The sequence below is a fragment of the Pantoea sp. genome (genome assembly GCF_028283705.1).
Lineage (GTDB): Bacteria > Pseudomonadota > Gammaproteobacteria > Enterobacterales > Enterobacteriaceae > Pantoea.
In genome coordinates, this window is sequence record NZ_JAPWKD010000001.1 from 102,048 (window position 1) to 121,200 (window position 19,153).

16 protein-coding genes and 1 tRNA gene are annotated in these 19,153 nt (G+C 53.2%); 7 read left to right on the forward strand and 10 right to left on the reverse strand.

What is annotated here, in order from left to right; genetic code table 11:
* The first annotated feature begins 242 nt into the window (after positions 1–242).
* Positions 243–1,031: a helix-turn-helix transcriptional regulator gene (locus tag PW844_RS00460; protein WP_299445427.1), complete on the forward strand. Its 789-nt coding sequence runs from the start codon at positions 243–245 to the stop codon at positions 1,029–1,031.
* Between the two features lie 9 nt (positions 1,032–1,040).
* Here the strand turns inward: PW844_RS00460 and PW844_RS00465 are convergent, their stop codons facing one another.
* Entirely contained in the window at positions 1,041–1,859 is an 819-nt protein-coding gene (locus PW844_RS00465; RefSeq protein ID WP_299445429.1) for an AraC family transcriptional regulator, read from the reverse strand.
* Between the two features lie 239 nt (positions 1,860–2,098).
* Between PW844_RS00465 and PW844_RS00470 the strand changes: the two genes are divergently transcribed.
* Together PW844_RS00470 and PW844_RS00475 are read left to right on the forward strand one after the other, a co-directional pair.
* Positions 2,099–3,499, forward strand: coding sequence for an MFS transporter (locus PW844_RS00470; protein ID WP_299445431.1), 1,401 nt, complete (start codon positions 2,099–2,101; stop codon positions 3,497–3,499).
* Between the two features lie 10 nt (positions 3,500–3,509).
* A complete protein-coding gene (locus tag PW844_RS00475; protein WP_299445433.1) occupies positions 3,510–5,465 on the forward strand; it encodes a glycoside hydrolase family 127 protein in 1,956 nt (651 codons plus the stop codon).
* Positions 5,466–5,558: 93 nt separating this feature from the next.
* Here the strand turns inward: PW844_RS00475 and PW844_RS00480 are convergent, their stop codons facing one another.
* The 4 genes from PW844_RS00480 to PW844_RS00495 all read right to left on the reverse strand — a co-directional run bounded on the left by PW844_RS00480 (position 5,559) and on the right by PW844_RS00495 (position 9,286).
* Positions 5,559–6,986, reverse strand: a complete 1,428-nt coding sequence (locus tag PW844_RS00480) for a hypothetical protein (RefSeq protein WP_299445435.1) — start codon at positions 6,984–6,986, stop codon at positions 5,559–5,561.
* 146 nt (positions 6,987–7,132) lie between these two features.
* Positions 7,133–7,209 (reverse strand) — tRNA-Pro (locus PW844_RS00485).
* A 72-nt stretch (positions 7,210–7,281) separates the two neighbouring features.
* Positions 7,282–9,036, reverse strand: coding sequence for an LPS biosynthesis-modulating metalloenzyme YejM (gene yejM / locus PW844_RS00490; protein ID WP_299445437.1), 1,755 nt, complete (start codon positions 9,034–9,036; stop codon positions 7,282–7,284).
* A gap of 22 nt (positions 9,037–9,058) precedes the next feature.
* Positions 9,059–9,286, reverse strand: a complete 228-nt coding sequence (locus PW844_RS00495; protein ID WP_084876079.1) for a YejL family protein — start codon at positions 9,284–9,286, stop codon at positions 9,059–9,061.
* Positions 9,287–9,444: 158 nt separating this feature from the next.
* Between PW844_RS00495 and yejK the strand changes: the two genes are divergently transcribed.
* Complete coding sequence (gene yejK, locus PW844_RS00500; RefSeq protein WP_299445440.1) at positions 9,445–10,449, forward strand: nucleoid-associated protein YejK; 1,005 nt, start codon at positions 9,445–9,447, stop codon at positions 10,447–10,449.
* 58 nt (positions 10,450–10,507) lie between these two features.
* Here the strand turns inward: yejK and rplY are convergent, their stop codons facing one another.
* Both rplY and PW844_RS00510 read right to left on the reverse strand, forming a co-directional pair.
* On the reverse strand, positions 10,508–10,792 hold the full coding sequence (rplY, locus tag PW844_RS00505) for a 50S ribosomal protein L25 (RefSeq protein ID WP_084876077.1): 285 nt from the start codon (positions 10,790–10,792) through the stop codon (positions 10,508–10,510).
* A 130-nt stretch (positions 10,793–10,922) separates the two neighbouring features.
* Positions 10,923–12,677: a DEAD/DEAH box helicase family protein gene (locus PW844_RS00510; RefSeq protein ID WP_299445443.1), complete on the reverse strand. Its 1,755-nt coding sequence runs from the start codon at positions 12,675–12,677 to the stop codon at positions 10,923–10,925.
* Between the two features lie 168 nt (positions 12,678–12,845).
* On the opposite strand from PW844_RS00510, the gene rsuA reads away from it, so the two are divergent.
* The 3 genes from rsuA (at position 12,846) to PW844_RS00525 (ending at position 15,447) form a co-directional block, all read left to right on the forward strand.
* Positions 12,846–13,568 (forward strand): 16S rRNA pseudouridine(516) synthase RsuA, encoded by a 723-nt coding sequence (gene rsuA / locus PW844_RS00515; RefSeq protein ID WP_299445445.1) that lies wholly within the window; start codon positions 12,846–12,848, stop codon positions 13,566–13,568.
* Between the two features lie 12 nt (positions 13,569–13,580).
* The gene (locus PW844_RS00520; RefSeq protein WP_299445447.1) at positions 13,581–14,777 is read left to right on the forward strand and encodes a Bcr/CflA family multidrug efflux MFS transporter; all 1,197 of its coding nucleotides are present in this window, start codon (positions 13,581–13,583) and stop codon (positions 14,775–14,777) included.
* A 343-nt stretch (positions 14,778–15,120) separates the two neighbouring features.
* Positions 15,121–15,447 carry a hypothetical protein gene (locus tag PW844_RS00525; protein WP_084876074.1) on the forward strand — a complete coding sequence of 109 codons (327 nt, stop codon included), beginning with the start codon at positions 15,121–15,123 and terminating at the stop codon, positions 15,445–15,447.
* Here the strand turns inward: PW844_RS00525 and yejF are convergent.
* Genes yejF through PW844_RS00540 form a run of 3 tightly spaced genes read right to left on the reverse strand, consistent with a single transcriptional unit; the run spans position 15,444 to position 19,150 of the window.
* Positions 15,444–17,033 (reverse strand): microcin C ABC transporter ATP-binding protein YejF, encoded by a 1,590-nt coding sequence (gene yejF / locus PW844_RS00530; RefSeq protein ID WP_299445450.1) that lies wholly within the window; start codon positions 17,031–17,033, stop codon positions 15,444–15,446. The two genes, PW844_RS00525 and yejF, sit on opposite strands and share 4 nt — an antisense overlap.
* Entirely contained in the window at positions 17,034–18,056 is a 1,023-nt protein-coding gene (locus PW844_RS00535; RefSeq protein ID WP_299445452.1) for an ABC transporter permease, read from the reverse strand.
* Positions 18,056–19,150, reverse strand: a complete 1,095-nt coding sequence (locus tag PW844_RS00540) for a microcin C ABC transporter permease YejB (protein ID WP_299445454.1) — start codon at positions 19,148–19,150, stop codon at positions 18,056–18,058. Before PW844_RS00540 ends, PW844_RS00535 begins: the two co-directional genes overlap by 1 nt.
* Positions 19,151–19,153 lie beyond the last annotated feature (3 nt).

Sequence of the window (19,153 nt, forward strand, 5' to 3'; positions counted from 1 at the left end):
AGTTTGTCTGGATAAGGCTTTTTTGACTCGCGTTACAAAAGCTGCACCAGCAGCGTAACGGGCAATCCCGACCAGGAGAAGGCGAATGATAATGATTTTATTTCTTATTAAAAGATGGTGGCTGTCTGTTATTCTGTGTTCTGAGAAATCACCCTGAAAAAGTGACAAAGGTTGTCGCAATCGATAAATAGTGGCGAAATTTTCGGGTATCAGGCGGGGGAGAGGTGATGGCAGGTGGTGAAATGAATAGCGCACTCAAACTGAAAAGTAAAATTCCGCAGCTGCAACCGCAGATGTTAACTCCGGCTCCTTCTGTCGTGTCCTATTTCTACACGCGCCAGCAGGCACAGGCCTGGCATTCACACGCCACGGCGCAGCTGACATATTGCAGCAGTGGGGCGGTCACTATCCATACCGCCGAGGCAAGCTGGACCTTACCCCCTTACCGCGCGTTATGGATCCCCTCCGGGCTCACGCATCAAACCCATGCGCAGGCAGGGACGCAGACTCATAATTTATATCTGACCGATGCGGGTGAGAAAAAATGTATTGAGGCACTTTGCCCTTTGCTAATCACCCGTCTCGTCCATCAGCTGGTAACCGAACTGGATGATTTACCCCAGCATCAGCGGCGCAATCTGCTCATCCTGGCGTTGCTGTTCAATGAATTAAGCCAGGCACAATCGGCGCAGGTCAGTTGCTTGCCGGTAGCGAAAGAGCCGCGACTGTTGACGATAACCGGGGCATTGCTACAGCAGCCAGGCAATAACGCTACGCTGGAGAGCCTGGGCAATCAGGCTGGGATCACCCCGCGAACCCTGTCCCGCTTGTTTCGTCAGGAGACCGGGCTAAGCTTCGCGCAATGGCGTCAGCAGTTAACCATTACAACGACAATCAACCAGCTGTCACAGGGGATGGCGGTGGAGGAGATTGCCAGCCAGCTGGGATATTGTAACGGCAGTGCGCTGATTGCCATGTTTAGTAAAACGCTGGGACTGACGCCACAACGCTACTTTGCATTACAGGGATGAGACGAAATATCAGGAATTAATGTGCTCTTTACAGTAGCGTTGCTTCCAGCCTGCTGGCGTCAGGCCGGTATGTTTACGGAAGATTTGCCGAAAATAGCTGGTATCGCTGAACCCGCACTGTCGGGCCACTTCGGTTAACGACAATGAATTGCTGATCAGCAGCTTTTCTGCTGCCAGGACGCGCTGGCGGTGGATGGCTTCCGTCAGCGTCAGGCGAAATGTCCGGCGGTAAACCCGGCCAAGATAATCGGCATTGCAGTGCAGCTCTTTTGCCAGCACCGCAGTGGAAAGCGGCAGATGGAATCGGCTGCGGATGATCTGATGCGCTTTCCATGCCAGGGCGACGCCGGGGCTGTCATCGGCGCTTTCCTGCGGGCCTGGGGCAGCGATTTGTTGCAGAATCAGCAGCAAAATGCACTCCAGCGCGATACTGCGATGAATGTTTTCCTGTTCGCTAAGAAACTGCCGAAACAGCGCAATAACGTATTGTGGATCGCCAACGCGGGTGTGCTGGGGAAGAGTTAACAGCGCCTGATGCAACCCGGTTTCCCTGGCTCCTTTCAGCCATTCAAAATGCAGCCAGTAGAATTTCAGATCTGGCGGAAATGTTCCTTCCCCGACGTGCCGATATCCGGGTCTCAGCAGCAGGCTTTCACCCGCCTGTACGGAAAACAACCGATCCTCTTCACGAATTTGCAGCTCGCCACGCTCGACAAAGATGACTTCCCAGGAGGACAGGGTGCGCGCCGGATGGCTTCCCACGCCACGGGAAATAAACAAACCACCGTTTTGCACCTGAATCGGAAACGCTATGGATAATTCGAACATCGATATTCAATTTCCTGCTTTTTGGTGACCATAAAATCACTTTGTGCCTGATTATTAATCATAAAGTGAGGCGATGCCCGATCCAGTTCACATTTCAGCTATCAGGTCGGAATTACCCTGTTTTTATACTTTTCCGTTCCCTTGTTGGTTGCCAGATTGCAGGCAGAATGAGTCAGGTACCTGTAAATAAGCCCGCCATGATGCGGGTAATGTACTCTGACCCTGACGAGGAGTTTTCGATGACTTCTACCCCGATTACGCAAACCGAGCTGACGCAGCAGGCCACCAGCGATGTGCTGTCGATGCGCGAGAAAATCGGTTATGGGCTGGGGGACGCCGGTGGCACGGTGATCACCTGCCTGATTATGAATTTTCTCACGTTTTTCTATACCGATGTCTTTGGCCTGACTCCGGCACTGGTCGGAACCTTGTTTATTGCTCTGCGCGTGTTTGATGCGGTATCCGATCCGATCATGGGGATCATCGCCGACCGCACCCAGAGCCGCTGGGGACGTTTCCGCCCCTGGCAGCTGTGGATTGCGGTGCCGATTGGCATCATTGGCGTACTGACTTTTACCGTCCCTGATGTCAGCATGAACATGAAAATCGCCTGGGCATTCGGGACTTATTTGCTGCTCTCGATCAGCTACACGGCGATTAACGTGCCTTACTGTGCGCTGATCAACACCATGACCACCCGCCATACGGAAGTGCTTTCCTGTCAGTCATGGCGTTTTGTGTTGTGTGGCGTGGCGGGTTTTCTGGTCTCCGTTGGCCTGCCGTGGCTGGTGTCGGCGCTGGGTAAAGGTAATGCCGCACTCGGCTATCAGGCGGGCGTAGGGCTGCTGTGCACGGTGGCGGTGGTGATGTTTCTTTGCTGCTTCTTCTGGGTGCGTGAGCGCGTACCGCTGGACAGCATGGGCAAATTTACCCTGCGGCAACATCTGGCCGGGTTACGCCGCAACGACCAACTGTTGCTGATGTTGCTGATGTCCTTCCTGCTGATTAATGTGTTTAACATCCGTGGTGGTGGCTATATGTACTTCATCACCTATGTGCTGAAGGGCAGCACTGCCTATACCTCGCTATTTTTCACCATGGTGACCTTTGCCTCGATTCTTGGCTCAGTCATCGTCAGCCCGCTGTCAAAACGCATCGATACCGTCAAACTTTACTATCGCACCAATATTGTGTTGGCGGCCCTGGCGGTTTTGATGTGGTTGCTGCCCACTGGCGCGGCGTGGCAGACGCTGTGGCTGGCGGTGATCCTCGGTAACGGCATTATCCTCGGCTTTACGCTGCCGCTGCATTTTGCGCTGATGGCGTTTGCCGATGATTACGGTGAGTGGAAAACCGGCGTGCGCTCGTCGGGGATGAACTTTGCCTTCAACCTGTTCTGTATCAAGCTCGCCTGGGCTTCCAGTGCCGGGATCATCAGCCTGGTGTTTATCTTCGTGGCCTACCAGCCAGGTGCCGGTAATCAGACCGCCGCTTCACTGCAGGGAATTACCACCATGGAAACCCTGCTACCCGCCTTATTTCACCTGCTGCTGGCGTTCAGCATTCGTGCCTGCAAACTTAATAATCCGATGATGGCACGCATTGCCAGTGACCTGCGCGTCCGCCATGTTCAGTCTTAAGGAGACCATAATGTCTGTGATGGAAGTTAACCTGCATAAACTCAAAATCAGCGACCCGTTCCTCGGCCAGTACCAGCAACTGGTACGCGATGTAGTGATCCCTTATCAGTGGGATGCGCTCAATGACCGCATCGCGGAAGCTGATCCCAGCCATGCTATCGAAAATTTCCGAATTGCCGCTGGACTGCAACAAGGGGAGTTTTACGGCATGGTGTTCCAGGACAGTGACGTGGCGAAATGGCTGGAGGCTGTCGCCTGGTCTTTGTGTCAGAAACCCGACGCGGAGCTGGAGAAAACCGCAGATGAGGTGATTGAACTGGTGGCAGCCGCCCAGTGTGACGATGGCTATCTCAACACGTATTTCACGGTCAAAGCGCCAGCGGATCGCTGGACCAATCTCGCCGAATGCCATGAACTTTACTGCGCCGGACATATGATTGAAGCCGGTGTGGCTTTCTTTCAGGCCACGGGCAAACGCCGCTTGCTGGAGGTGGTCTGCAAACTTGCCGACCATATTGATAGCGTCTTTGGTCCGGGGGACACACAGCTGCATGGCTATCCGGGACATCCGGAAATTGAACTGGCGCTGATGCGTTTACATGAGGTAACCCAGGAACCGCGCTATATGACGCTGGTGAACTACTTTGTCGAACAGCGCGGCACGCAGCCGCATTTCTACGATATTGAGTATCAAAAGCGGGGCGAAACATCCTACTGGAATACTTACGGCCCGGCATGGATGGTAAAAGACAAGGCCTACAGTCAGGCTCATCAACCCATTGCGGAACAACAGACGGCGATTGGTCACGCGGTACGCTTCGTCTACCTGATGACTGGCGTGGCACATCTGGCAAGACTCAGCCAGGATGAAGCGAAACGGCAGGATTGCCTGCGTCTGTGGCATAACATGGCGCAGCGCCAGCTGTATATCACTGGCGGCATCGGCTCGCAAAGCAGCGGGGAGGCCTTCAGCAGCGATTACGATTTACCGAACGACAGCGTCTATGCCGAAAGCTGTGCTTCGATTGGCCTGATGATGTTTGCCCGGCGTATGCTGGAGATGGAAGCCGACAGCCAGTACGCCGATGTGATGGAACGCGCGTTATATAACACCGTGCTGGGAGGGATGGCGCTGGATGGAAAACATTTCTTTTACGTCAATCCGCTGGAAGTACATCCTAAGACCCTCAGTTTTAACCATATCTACGATCATGTTAAACCGGTACGCCAGCGGTGGTTCGGCTGCGCCTGCTGTCCACCGAATATCGCCCGCGTGCTGACCTCGCTGGGGCACTATATCTATACACCGCGCGAGGATGCGCTTTACATCAATCTTTATGTCGGCAATAGCGTGGAAGTGCCGGTAGGCGAACAAACGCTACGCCTGCGTATCAGCGGCAACTTCCCGTGGCAGGAAAATGTGACCATCGCTATCGATTCAGCGCAGCCGGTGCGGCATACGCTGGCTCTGCGTTTGCCGGACTGGTGCGATGCGCCGCAGGTGGCGCTTAATGGCGTGGCGGTAGCGCATGACATCCGCAAAGGTTATCTGCATATCAATCGGCTCTGGGTGGAAAGCGACACCCTGACGCTGACATTGCCCATGCCGGTACGCCGTGTGTATGGCAATCCGCTGGTACGTCACGTCGCAGGCAAAGTGGCGATTCAACGCGGTCCGCTGGTGTATTGTCTGGAACAGGCGGATAACGGCGAGCAGCTGCATAACCTGTGGTTGTCTGACTCCGCCACCTTCACGACTTTTGAGGGTAAAGGGTTGTTTGCGCATAAGGTGCTCATTCAGGCTGAGGGCAGCAAGCACACTTCTCATGAGCCTGAGCAGCAATTGCTCTGGCATTATGATCGTGCACCTTCCACCCGGCAAACTCAGACCTTAACGTTTATTCCGTGGTTTAGCTGGGCGAATCGTGGAGCAGGGGAGATGCGGATTTGGGTGAATGAGGGGTGATTTTTGATTTGTAGCACCGGATTGGAGCTGGAACACCACCAGGGTGATACCCTGGTGGTGTAAAATAGCGAAATTTGATTTAAGGCTAATGAGTTATTTCACACCATGATTTAGCACGGCGCTGGCATTGATGACCAGACAAGGCTCAGTACAAGTGTTGTTGAGGCCAATCACCGGCGCAGCTGGAATGACATAATTCATCGCGTGCTCTTTTCTGGCTGAATACGCCATGCCCGCAAATGTCCAGGGCATGCCTAATGAAAGGGCACCGAACTCATCATATTTAGTGGATTTTGCAACTCTCGGTAAATTATCTGAGTTGATGCTGTAATACAACTCACCTTTGAATTCTGCAGGAACAGTTCTCAGGACTTCAGCGTTGAACAGATGATATTCTTCCTGCTGAGGTAGAGAAAAACCATTGCGGATATTCTGGTTGCTAGCAAATACCGTCAGTAAGATGAAAATAATATAAGGTATTTGCGGGTATCTGATGTTCTTAAAAATCGTCAATAGGCCAACGATGAATACTGCCGTGGTGATCAATGCAATGGCGACGATGGTGCGATACGCTGCCCAGCTCTCACTGACCAGTAAGTTTGGTAATCCGGATGCAAGCACGAAAAAGGCAAACAAATAAGGTTTGTTTCTGCCATGTTTTGTCATGGCAGCGATACCAATACCCATAATAACGAGTGAGAGGATGACAGAAAATAACGTTCTGCCTAAGTCATAATTGGTAATGGCGTTTTTTAGCGGTTCTTTAATGAACCACAATAATTTCTTTCCAAACTCCAGAGTTACATTCGTTCTGGCCAGAATGTCATGGTAAAGCCAGTACGGCAGTGCTTTGGCAAACAGCAGTGCGCTGAACATACCAAAGCCTAACATCAATATCGTCCTGATGAAAATCTTACGATCAACCACTCGCTTTGACAGACAAAAGTCAATCATCGCAAAGAATAAAAAGCTCATGCCAGCAGGCTGATAAATGGCAAAAGAAGCCGAGATAAAGATCGCTGATAATAATAATCTGCTTAATGATGTTCTGTGGCTGGTAAGGCAGGTATAACTCAGGCCAGAAAAAATGACGGAAAGTACGTAAGGGAAACATACCGACCAGGCCGTGTACACCTGAAACGAAGGCAGCAGGCATAGCATCGTACTGAAAGTGAAGCGCTGCAGGTTATTCTCAAGAATCTGACGTTTGCTGGTGAAATAATAGAGATAACATCCCAGAGCAATCAGTGACAGGAGTGAAAATACTCTCAGAACGATAAGGCTATTAACATCGTCAATAAAAAATGAAAAAAGATAACGAAAAGAACCATACAATGGCCTGCCAGATAAAACATCCCACTTTAATATGCTATTGGGGTCCGTATTTGATGCATATATGTAAAACCAGTCATCAGAAAAAGCATAATTTGAGAGATATATCGGGCTGTAGCCTATTAATATGAAAAAGGCGATTAAGAAATAGAATTTAACATTATAGTTTGCGTTTATCGTATTAATCATGTCCTGTTCTTCTTCGTATATCCTGGTCAACGCATGGAAGGGAAATTAGGGGCGTAAAGGTTAGCATGCAGGACCACGGTATTGCCATCACGATATTCAGGCAATAAAAAAGCAGCCGTAAATGGCTGCTTTTTTTTTGGGAATTTTGGTCGGCACGAGAGGATTTGAACCTCCGACCCCTGACACCCCATGACAGTGCGCTACCAGGCTGCGCTACGTGCCGAACGTGGAGGCATATACTACCGTTTCCGCGCACGATTGCAAGATGTGAGCGGTTTAACTGCCTCATATTTAATCAGTTTGCGATGAAGCGCTTCTCTTCCGTCAGTACCTGCAACAACAACGCCAGTTGCGGTTTATGATCCTTCAGCGCTTTACCCTGTGCATCGTATGCACGGTAGCTGCCATTATTGTTCAGTACCAGAGTCATGTCCGGTGTGGTCACCACCAGCCTGCCATCTTCGCTGCTTGCTACCCAATTATGGCTGCGCTGAGCGGCGAACAGATCTTCACCCTGAGAATAGTTCACCGGGTTAGTCCGCACATGCAGCAGACGTTGCATCAATGTCGCCATCACATCCTGTTGATCGGTGAGGCGGTCAATAGTCTGCGCTGGCGTATTCGGCCAGTGCACCACCAGCGGCACCTGCAGGGTAGCGCGGTTGCCCGGATTGTTGTCATCACCATCCAGCGCAATGGCGCGCTGAGCGGTAATCACCACTACGGTATTCTTCAGTAAATCGCGCTGTTGCAGGGTTTGCAGTACAGCGGCGATTTGCGCGTCAACACCCGCAGCCTGACGTAAATAGCTACGCTGTTGCGCTTTTAGGCTATCGCCAGTGACGGTGACGCCATTCAGTGCCACCCAGGAGAACCAGGGGGTGCTGTTGTCCTTCTGCCCGTTGAGCCAGTTTTGCCATTGGGCGACGGTCGCGCTATTCGGCTGGCTGTCCATGGCGGGCAGGGAGTAGTCCGCCAGCAGTGCCTGACGATATAACGGCTGATTAAAGCCATCGGAGGAGAACAACCCGAACTGATAACCCTGGCTGTTCAGCGCGCTGAGTAATGTGGAAGGCGTACGTGCTGCCAGTACCCCATCCATATAGCTTGATGAGATGCCGTAGAACAGGCCAAACAAGCCTTTTTCAGGCTGGTTTCCGGCGCTGTAGTGCTGCGTAAAGCGCACGTTGCCAGTAGCGAACTGATTCAGCGACGGTAACGCTTTTTCCACGTTGGCGTTATTCAGGCCATCCACCGTCAGCACCAGCAAATTATGGCGTGTACCACCATCGCGGAAGGTGATATCGCTTAACGGATATTGCACCGATAACGCTTCCGGATCGCCTTGCTGCACCAGACGCTGCTGATAAGCCTGCGCATCCAGCAGACCGTGACGCTCAAGGAAACGTCGCGCCGTCATCGGATAGGAAAGTGGCAGGTTAGCGCGCTGCATCGTGATCGGACGATAGAAGTTGGCATCAGCCCAGATATACAGCAGATGGCTGGCGAAGAACGCACAGATAAACAGCGCTGCCAGCGGTTTGCCAAACGAACGACGGTTGAGGCTGCGCAGCTTCTGCCAGCTCCAGGTGGCAAACAGCATCTGAACCAGAAATATCACCGGTACACTGATAAACATCAGCTGCCAGTCGCGCGCCATCTCACTTTGGTCGGGGTTTATCACCAGCTCCCACACCACCGGATTGAGATGGAGATGGAAGCGGTTGAATACCGCACTGTCGACCATAATCAGCGTCAGCCCTGTGGTGGCGATGATCGCTGAAAGGAACCTGAGCAATCGCTGCGACATCACCACAAAGGTGAGCGGGAAGATCACCAGCAGATAAACGGAAAATACCAGAAAGCTAAAGTGGCCAATCCAGCTGGTATAGGCATAGATACGACCAGCCAGCGACGCTGGCCAGTCGGAAACCAACAGGTAGCGGCTGCCTAAAACTAATGCGAAGAGAATATTAAACAGGGCAAACCAATGCCCCCAGCTGATCATCTGGGAGACTTTGTCACGGTAGCGCTGCCGGTTGGTTACCATATTATAAGGTCAAATCTGCAAATTAATGGGCGTTGTCATCGCGAACCGACGCTTGCAACGCATCGGCAAAAGATCGTGCCAGGCTGCGGCGCTGTGCCGGAGAAACGCTGGTGTTGATCAAATTGGTTACCATATTCCCCAGTACCATCAGGGAAAGGTCGGTTGGCGCTTTGTCTTTTTCAAGAATCTGCGCCATTTGCGCGAGGAGTTTCTCCACGCGTTCGTCACTGTAACGGGATGATTGTGGCATATCGTCGACTAATCAAGTATCAAAAGGCGGTATATTACCGTAACAACGCGATTTTTTCCGCAATTTTATCAAACGCGAAATGTTCGTGTTGTGTATGGAGTTGAAAGCAGCGGCGTGCGGTGTTTGAATACGCGCCTGTGCTTAAAGGAGAGTCTATCATGAGTCTGGATATCGACCAGATTGCCCTGCATCAGTTAGTGAAACGTGATGAGAACCAGCTTGAGCTGGTGCTGCGTGATACCCTGCTGCCTGCCACCAAAGCGGTTGAGGAGATGGCAGAAGAGTTGCATCGGGTGTACAGCGCCAAGAACAAAGCCTATGGGTTGTTCGATGAAGAGAGCGAACTGGCCGCTGCGCTGCGTAATTGCCGCAAAGGGGAAGATGACTTTCTCGCCTTTAGCCGGGCGGCGACCGGGCGTCTGCGCGATGAACTCGGCAAATATTCCTTTGCTGAAGGCGGTATCGTGCTGTTTATCCATTATCGTTATCTGGCGGTGGAATACCTGCTGGTTGCGGTGCTGAACAGCCAGTCCAGCATGCGGGTTAACGAAGAACTGGATATCAGCAGCACACACTATCTCGATATTAATCATGCCGATATCGTCGCGCGCATTGACCTCACCGAATGGGAAACTAACCCGGAATCGACCCGTTATCTGACGTTTTTGCGCGGACGGATAGGGCGTAAAGTTGCCGACTTCTTTATGGATTTCCTCGGTGCCAGCGTGGGCCTCGATACCAAAGCACAAAACCGCGGCTTATTGCAGGCGGTGGATGATTATTGTGCGGAATCGAATCTCGATAAAAATGAACGCCAGAATTACCGTCAGCAGGTTTACAGCTATTGTAACGATCAGCTGCAGGCCGGTGAGGAAATTGCGCTGGAAGACCTTTCCAGCGAACTGCCGCCGCTGGGCGAAAAGACTTTTCAGGCGTTTACCCAAGAGCAAGGCTACGAGCTGGAAGAGCATTTTCCTGCCGATCGCAGCACCTTACGTCAGCTGACTAAATTTGCCGGCAGCGGTGGTGGGTTAACCCTGAACTTCGACGCCATGCTGTTGGGTGAGCGTATTTTCTGGGATCCGACGACGGATACGCTGACCATCAAAGGCACGCCGCCTAATCTGCGCGATCAGCTGCAACGTCGCACCGGCGGCAACTGATTTCCGCCCATAAAAAAACGCCGCAGATGCGGCGTTTTTTCTTCAACTCGTCAGGCGATTAAGCGCGAACGAAGTCGATGTGGTGCAGTTTCGGCTTGAACGGGTGACGCTGTACAGCCTGAACTTTAACTTTGATTTCTTTACCGTCAGCAACGATGGTCAGAACGTCAGTGTAAAAGCCTTCTTTAGCCTGCATGTTCATGACTGAGTCGTGATCCAGTTCGATAGAAACCGGTGCTTCAGTTCCGCCATAAACGATGGCCGGGAACTTGTTAGCGTGGCGCAGGCGGCGGCTCGCACCCTTACCCTGCTCTTTACGTACTTCTGCGTTGATAGTAAACATCTTAATATCTCTTCGTTGATTCCTGTTACAGGCGACCCAGCAACAGAACGATTATTCAAACGCCATTGCGAATGCAAAAGCGGGCGGCATTATAGCCGCTAAGCGCCGCACGGGCAAATGATTCCGTGGGTCAACGCAGTTCATTGGCCCGACGAAAACGGCCCTGATAATCAAATATCTTTTCGCGGACTTGCCAGAAATGGCCCTTAGCACGCGCCACGACAAAATCAGGATGACGTAATAATGGTTGCAGAGCTACCACATCGCTGGCGGTCTGCCATCCGAGTGGCACACCCGGTGCGCGCTGATGGGGGCGCATAAACAGTTGTTCAAATGCCTTACGTTGCGCGGGCGTGTGCAGGCGAAAACGTTCGCTGACGTCCAGACCATCCTCATCATAATAAGTCGCCTTCAGCCATTCGCCTTTCTCATCACGTCCCTGCGTCAGCGTCATGCCGCCGCAGCGCAGCACACGGGCATCTTTGAGTTTCAGCGCGGCCTTCAGCATATCATCGGGATCAACCAGCACCTTGTCGCACTGGTGGCAACGACGCGCCGCGATATCGTTTTCGGCACCGCAATCCGGGCAGCTTTTGAAGCGGAAGCGATAATCACATTGCTCACGCTGCCCGTCGTCGTCTTCCAGCACCCCCTGACAACGGCGGCCAAAATGCTCAATCACATGACCATCAGCAGTGGCTTTGCCCCAGAAGGTGTTGGCGAAGCCGCAGGCGGGACAAAAAACCTGCACCGGCTGATTATCGCTGGCCCCTTTGGGTGCACCCACTTCAGGCGTGAAGAGATCGTGTGGGTTACCGGCGTAATCGAGGATCAGGCAGTCGGTTTTGCCGGGGGAAAGGCGCAGGCCGCGTCCGACGATTTGCTGATACAGGCTGACAGATTCGGTGGGGCGCAGAATGGCAATCAAATCGACATGGGGGGCGTCGAAACCGGTGGTCAGCACCGCGACGTTCACCAGAAACTTCAGTTGCTGCGCCTTGAAGGCGTTAATCAGACGGTCGCGTTCTTTCACCGCCGTTTCGGCCGAGACCAGAGCGCTATTTTCCGGCAACAGCGTTAACACCTCACGCGCGTGCTCGACGGTGGCGGCAAAAATCATCACGCCACGGCGATCGTCGGCAAACTCCACGATCTGACTGATAATGTGCGGCGTAACGCGCTGCTGCTGTTTCAGTTCCCGATTCAGGTCGGCTTCGCTGAACAGACCGTTGTTTTGCGGCATCAGGCGGCTGAAATCGTATTGCACCACCGGCATATCCAGCCGTTCTGGCGGTACCAGAAAGCCATGCTTAATCATATAGCGCAGCGGCAATTCATAGATGCAATCACGAAAAAGCGCCTTTTCATCGCCGCGCACCATTCCATGATAATGAAACTGATAGATCCAGCCTTTACCCAGGCGGAATGGGGTAGCCGTCAGCCCCAGCAGCCGCAACTGCGGATTATGCTGGCGCAGATGGGTGAAAAGTTGCTGATACTGACTTTCGCTGTGATCGCTGATGCGGTGGCATTCATCGACGATCACCAGGGAAAAGGCACTGTCGAAACGATCGAGGTTGCGTGCCACCGACTGCACACTGCCAAACACCACTTTGCGTTCGCTTTGTTTCCTTTGTAATCCCGCGGCGAAGATATCGGCTTCCAGTCCGTATGCCTGATATTTGCTGTGGTTCTGCTCCACCAGCTCTTTGACATGCGCCAGCACCAGCACGCGCCCGCGCGCCAGTCGTGCCAGTTCGGCAATCACCAGGCTTTTTCCTGCCCCGGTGGGCAGCACAATCACTGCGGGTGTCGCATGCTGGCGGAAGTGAGCAACGGTCGCGTTAACCGCTTCTTGCTGGTAGGGGCGCAGGGTGAAAGACATCGGGCCAAAACTTTTTTCTGAAACGGACCCGCATTATGCCATGAAAGCGCCTGAAACGCAGGATCAGCTCTGTTAGCCGCCGATGGTTCAGGCTATACTGCCCTCACATTTTCAACGGATAAAAACACCGTTTCAGTTTCCCTCCGCAGTAACAGGCAAAGCGAATTCATGCGACTCGACAAATTCATATCTCAGCAACTGGAAATCAGCCGTGCCATTGCCGCACGTGAAATACGTGCAAAAAAAATCACCATTAATGGCGAAACGGTGCGTGACACCTCCTATAAAGTGCTGCCGGATGACGAAGTGGAATACGACGGTAATCCACTGGTTCAGCAGCATGGCCCGCGCTATTTCATGCTGAACAAGCCGCAGGGTTATGTCTGCTCCACTGATGATCCGGATCACCCGACCATCCTGTTCTTTATTGAAGAACCTATGGCCTGGAAGCTGCACGCGGCAGGGCGTCTGGATATTGATACCACCGGTCTGGTGCTGCTGACTGATGACGGCCAGTGGTCGCATCGTATTACTTCGCCACGTCACCATTGTGAAAAAACCTACCGTGTCGGGGTTGAATCCCCACTCGCTCCGGCGCTGGTAGACACCTTTGCCGCGGGTATCCAGCTGCACAATGAAAAAGATCTGACCAAACCGGCGACGCTGGAAATTACCGGCCCGCAGGAAGCGTTGCTGACCATCAGCGAGGGGCGTTATCACCAGGTGAAACGCATGTTTGCGGCGGTGGGTAATCATGTGGTGACCCTGCATCGCGAACGTATCGGCGCTATCGCGCTCGATGCCGATCTTGAAGAAGGGGAGTACCGTGAATTGACCGGGGAAGAGGTCGCGAGCATTGGTTTACCTGACGAATTAAAACAACAGAAATAGCGGGAGCACGTGGTGCCAAAGGACAAGAACTCACCGGTCGGGTTAGTGGTTATCCTCGGATTGCTGGCGATGTTGATGCCGCTCTCCATCGATATGTATCTGCCAGCAATGCCACAAATTGCACGTCAGTTTGCCGTTTCATCCGGCAGCGTGCAGATGACGCTTAACCTTTATATTCTCGGCTTTGCCATTGGTCAGCTGGTGTATGGACCGCTGGCGGATAGCTATGGCCGCAAACCGGTGATCGCCCTTGGTACGCTGATTTTTGCCTGTGCGGCGGCGGCGTGTGCGTTATCGCAATCCATCGATCAACTGATCTTCATGCGTTTTCTGCACGGCCTGTCGGCAGCGGCGGCCAGCGTGGTGATTAACGCCCTGATGCGTGACAGCTACTCGAAAGAGGAATTCTCACGCATGATGTCGTTCGTCATGTTGATTACCACCATTGCGCCGTTGCTGGCACCGATTATCGGTGGCTGGTTGCTGCTGTTGTGGAGCTGGCATGCCATTTTCTGGACGTTGTCGATAGCGGCTATCGTGACCACCGTGCTGGTGGTGACCCAGATCCGCGAGACGCTCAAACCTGAGCAGCGTCAGCGTTTTCATCTGCGTACCACGATGGGGAATTTTGTCGCGCTGGTACGACATAAACGCGCCTTCAGTTACATGCTGGCAAGTGGCTTCTCGTTTGCCGGGTTGTTCGCTTTTCTTAATGCCGGGCCTTTCGTGTATATCGAGGTGAACCACGTTTCGCCGCAGAACTTCGGTTACTACTTTGGCCTTAACGTGGTTTTCCTGTTTGTGATGACGTTGATTAACAGCCGCGCCGTGCGTCGTTTTGGTCCGCTGGCGATGTTCCGTATCGGGTTGGTCATTCAGTTCTGTATGGGCGTCTGGCTGCTGGTAGCGAGTGCACTCAACCTGGGTTTCCTGCCGTTGGTGCTGGGCGTGGCGATGTTTATCGGTTGTGTCTCGACGGTTTCTTCCAACGCGATGGCGGTGATTCTTGATGAGTTTCCGCATATGGCGGGTACCGCATCGTCGCTGGCCGGTACGCTGCGTTTCGGCGTCGGTGCGCTGGTGGGGGCGTTGCTTTCTATGGTCAACGTCAGCAGTGCCTGGCCGATGGTCGCGACCATTGCGTTATGCGCCACCGTTTCTATTATGTTGTTCAGTTACGCTACACGACCTCGTCATAATATCGCCTGAATCCTCTCTGCGGTTTCGTCACTGGCGGCGCGATTTATCGCGCCGTTACGGGCAATTTTCATCCATTCTCAAACCCTTTCCCGTGTGTGATGTTTCCATATTGTGAAAATTAATAAGTAAAAAAGTAACCACATTGCGTCTAAAATGATTGTTAACTGTCGCCGAACAAGGTACATATAGCGATAAATGCGAGCATTCTCGCAAATAATAAATCTGCTATATGTTTTGTGCTTAAAACGAGAAGGCAAGCCTTGACGTCCGTATTCTGAGTTAACCAGGAAAGGGATTCACCATGGGTGCGCAGTGAATCGTGAATGTTAACGTCTCTGGGGATTACGTATCTATGCTGCAACTTTCGGTTGTGCATCGTCTGCCGCAACATTATCGCTGGTCGGTTGATCATGCTGGTGAGATTGAGCGACAGGAATCTGCCGATGCTGAAAATGACCAGGATCTGGTCGCACTACGCCTGCTCAGTCATGATGGGCATCCGGCGATGGAAATCCTGCGCCAGTTGCAGGATACGCTGGCGCAGATTCAGGTGGAATGCAAAATCGCCCATTGTGAAGGACAGCCCTGTTTGCTGATCCAGCGCGGTGACGAAAGCGCCACCAATTGCTGCCTGAAAAATCAGGGTGTGGCTATCGCCGAAACCTTTGACGGCCATTAAGTCAGGCTTTCTCCCTGGGCCGAAGCCAGTAGCTGACGGGTGTATTCTTGCGTCGGTGCATTGAATAGCGCATCACATTCTCCTTGTTCCACCACTTCCCCCTGGCGCAGCACAATCAGCTGATGGCACAGGGCGCGTACCACCTGCAAATCGTGACTGATAAACAGATAAGCCAGTTGATGCTGCTGCTGTAAACGGCGTAGCAGGCTGAGGATCTGTTTTTGTACCGAACGGTCCAGCGACGAGGTGGGTTCATCCAGCACCATCAGTTGTGGTTCGAGGATCAAGGCGCGGGCGATAGCGATACGCTGGCGTTGTCCTCCCGAAAACTCTGCCGGATAGCGTGTCCGGGTTTCAGCATCCAGCCCCACCTCCTGCATCACCGCAATCACTTTCGCTTCCTGCTCTGCTGCGGTCAGTGTCGGGCGATGAACCGCCAGCCCTTCAGCAATGATCTGTTGCACCGTCATGCGCGGATTGAGCGAGGAATTGGGATCCTGAAACACCACCTGAATTTTTTCCCGCAGCGGCAACAACTGTTTAGACGACAGCTGATGCAGCGGTTGATTGTCGAACCAGATTTCCCCGCGAGCGGCGATCAGACGCAGCAGCGCCAGCCCGGTGGTACTTTTGCCGGAGCCGGACTCACCCACCAGACCCAGACTCTCGCCACGCCGCAGGGTAAAGCTCAGATCCTGCACCGCCATCTTTTCGGCAATGGTGCGTTTCAGCAGACCGCGCCGAATGGGAAATCCGACATGCAGATTCTTCACCTGCAACAATGGCGTGCTGTCGCTGAGGGGGGCCGGTCGGCCATCTGGCTCGGCGGCGAGTAACTCGCGGGTATAAGCATGTTGCGGCTGGCTGAACAGGGTGGAGCAGCGGTTATGTTCCACTTCACGGCCATTGCGCATCACCGTCACGTTATGCGCCAGTTGACGCACAATGCTGAGGTTATGGGTGATAAACAACATGCCCATATTCAGTTCACGTTGTAATTCACGCAGCAATTGCAGAATCTGCGCCTGCACCGTGACGTCGAGCGCGGTGGTCGGTTCATCAGCAATTAACAGCTTAGGTTGTGTCAGTAACGCCATGGCGATCATCACGCGCTGACGTTCGCCACCGGAAAGCTGATGTGGGAAATCCTGCAGGCGTGTCGCCGCCTGGCGGATACCGACGCGATCGAGGCAGCTGAGAATTTCCGCCCGCGCCGCTTCACGCCGCATGCCCCGGTGTAGCGACAGTACTTCGTACAATTGCTTCTCTACGCTATGCAGCGGATTAAGCGATACCATCGGTTCCTGAAAAATCATTGCCATCTGGTTACCGCGTAAACCGCGCAGCGAACGCTCACTGGCTTGCAGCAGGTTCTGTCCGTTAAACAGAATTTCGCCTCGCGGGTAGGTGACGGGTGGCTGAGGCAATAATTGCATAATCGATAACGCCGTGACGCTTTTACCGGAACCGGATTCTCCGACCAGCGCCAGGGTTTCACCCGCATCTACCCGCAGCGAAATGTCTTCCACCACGGTACGCTGCTGAAAGGCGACGGCGAGATGATTGACGGTGAGTAAATTGCTCATTCAGCTTCCCCGGCTTGGATCGAAGGCGTCGCGCACCGCTTCACCAATGAAAATCAGCAGCGATAGCAAAATCGCCAGCGCAAAAAAGCCCGACAGCCCAAGCCACGGTGCCTGCAAATTATTTTTTCCCTGCAACAGCAGTTCACCCAGCGAAGGCGATCCGACTGGCAGACCAAAGCCGAGAAAATCCAGTGAGGTCAACGTGGTGATGGATCCGCACAGAATAAAGGGCAGAAAGGTCAGGGTAGCGACCATCGCGTTGGGCAACATATGGCGCAGCATAATGCGGCTGTCGCTGACGCCGAGGGCGCGCGCGGCGCGGATATAGTCGAAATTACGCGCACGCAGAAATTCTGCGCGCACCACGCTGACCAGACTCATCCAGCCAAACACCACGGTGACCAGCAGCAGCCACCAGAAACCGGGCTGGATCACACTGGAAAGCAAAATCAGCAAAAACAGCGACGGCATACCGGACCACACTTCAATCAGACGTTGCCCCACCAAATCGACGCGTCCACCAAAGTAACCCTGAACCGCACCCATCACGATGCCGATGACGCTGGAGAACAGCGTCAGCAGCAGGCCAAACAGCAGAGAAATTCGTGTGCCATAGAGTAAGCGGGCCAGTACATCGCCGCCGTTGGCATCGGTGCCGAGCCAGTTCTGCGTTGAAGGCGGGGAAGGGAAGGGCACCTGAGTGGCAAAGTTGATGGTGCTGTCGCTAAAGCGAATCGGTGCCCAGATGGCCCATCCCTGTTGATCAATACGCTGCTTCAGCCACGGATCCTGATAATCTGCCGGGGTGGAAAAATCCCCGCCGTAGTCACTTTCGCTGTAGTTAAACAGCAGCGGGACATACCAGCGTTGCTGATAATGCACCAGCAGTGGCTTATCGTTCGCCAGTAGCTCCGCTCCCAGCGACAACAGGAAAATGACCAGAAATATCCATAACGACCAGTAACCCCGGCGGTTATGGCGAAAGCGCTGCCAGCGCTGCTGGTTCAATGGAGACAAGCGCATCAGCGGCCCTCAAAATCAATGCGTGGATCGACCAGGGTGTAGGTCAAATCGCTGAGAATATTCATCAGCAGGCCGATCAGCGTGAAAATGTACAGCGTGCCAAACATCACCGGATAGTCGCGTTGAATGGTGGCGTCGTAGCCCAGCAGGCCGAGACCATTGAGGGAAAACATCACTTCAATCAGCACCGAACTGGTGAAAAACATGCTGATAAAGGTGGCCGGGAAACCGGCAATTACCAGCAGCATGGCGTTGCGAAAGACGTGGCCGTAGAGGATACGTTTTTCATCCAGCCCTTTGGCGCGAGCTGTCACCACGTATTGCTTGCGGATCTCATCCAGGAACGAGTTTTTGGTCAGCATGGTCAGTGTGGCAAAACCGCCAATCACCGTTGCCAGCACCGGCAGGGTGATATGCCAGAGGTAGTCAGTTACCTTGCCGTACCACGGCAGGGAATCAAACTGGGGTGAGGTCAGGCCGCGTAACGGGAACCAGTCGAGATAACTGCCACCGGCAAATAGCACGATCAGCATCACGCCGAACAGAAATGCCGGAATGGAATAGCCAATGATAATAAAGCTGCTGCTCCAGATATCGAAGGCGCTGCCGTTACGTACCGCTTTTTTGATACCGAGCGGAATCGACACCAGATAAATAATCAGCGTGCTCCACAACCCCAGGCTGATGGAGACCGGCAAACTATCTTTAATCAGCTGTAATACCGAAGCGCTGCGGAACAGGCTATCGCCAAAATCAAAGCGGACATAATTCCACAGCATTTCCACGTAGCGTTGCCACATGGGTTTATCGAAGCCATAGCGTTTTTTGATTTCGGCAATCACTTCCGGGTCGAGGCCGCGTGCGCCACGATACTGGCTGTCGCCGGGATTTTCCCGGCTCAACGCACCGCGTGTGCCACCACTACCACTATCGCCAGCACCAGGAATGATGCTGCTGTGACCGAATTGAATATTCGCCAGCGCCTGATCCACCGGCCCTCCCGGTGCTATCTGCACAATAAAAAAGTTGAGAGTGATGATGGCCCACAGGGTGGGGATAATTAGCAGTAACCTGCGCAGGAAATAAGCACCCAAACC

Excerpts from the sequence above, each read along its gene's own strand:
- PW844_RS00460 (WP_299445427.1), top strand. The coding sequence starts at position 243 with ATGAATAGCGCACTCAAACTGAAAAGTAAAATTCCGCAGCTGCAACCG.
- PW844_RS00465 (WP_299445429.1), bottom strand. The coding sequence starts at position 1,859 with ATGTTCGAATTATCCATAGCGTTTCCGATTCAGGTGCAAAACGGTGGT.
- PW844_RS00470 (WP_299445431.1), top strand. The coding sequence starts at position 2,099 with ATGACTTCTACCCCGATTACGCAAACCGAGCTGACGCAGCAGGCCACC.
- PW844_RS00475 (WP_299445433.1), top strand. The coding sequence starts at position 3,510 with ATGTCTGTGATGGAAGTTAACCTGCATAAACTCAAAATCAGCGACCCG.
- PW844_RS00480 (WP_299445435.1), bottom strand. The coding sequence starts at position 6,986 with ATGATTAATACGATAAACGCAAACTATAATGTTAAATTCTATTTCTTA.
- yejM (WP_299445437.1), bottom strand. The coding sequence starts at position 9,036 with ATGGTAACCAACCGGCAGCGCTACCGTGACAAAGTCTCCCAGATGATC.
- PW844_RS00495 (WP_084876079.1), bottom strand. The coding sequence starts at position 9,286 with ATGCCACAATCATCCCGTTACAGTGACGAACGCGTGGAGAAACTCCTC.
- yejK (WP_299445440.1), top strand. The coding sequence starts at position 9,445 with ATGAGTCTGGATATCGACCAGATTGCCCTGCATCAGTTAGTGAAACGT.
- rplY (WP_084876077.1), bottom strand. The coding sequence starts at position 10,792 with ATGTTTACTATCAACGCAGAAGTACGTAAAGAGCAGGGTAAGGGTGCG.
- PW844_RS00510 (WP_299445443.1), bottom strand. The coding sequence starts at position 12,677 with ATGTCTTTCACCCTGCGCCCCTACCAGCAAGAAGCGGTTAACGCGACC.
- rsuA (WP_299445445.1), top strand. The coding sequence starts at position 12,846 with ATGCGACTCGACAAATTCATATCTCAGCAACTGGAAATCAGCCGTGCC.
- PW844_RS00525 (WP_084876074.1), top strand. The coding sequence starts at position 15,121 with ATGCTGCAACTTTCGGTTGTGCATCGTCTGCCGCAACATTATCGCTGG.
- yejF (WP_299445450.1), bottom strand. The coding sequence starts at position 17,033 with ATGAGCAATTTACTCACCGTCAATCATCTCGCCGTCGCCTTTCAGCAG.
- PW844_RS00535 (WP_299445452.1), bottom strand. The coding sequence starts at position 18,056 with ATGCGCTTGTCTCCATTGAACCAGCAGCGCTGGCAGCGCTTTCGCCAT.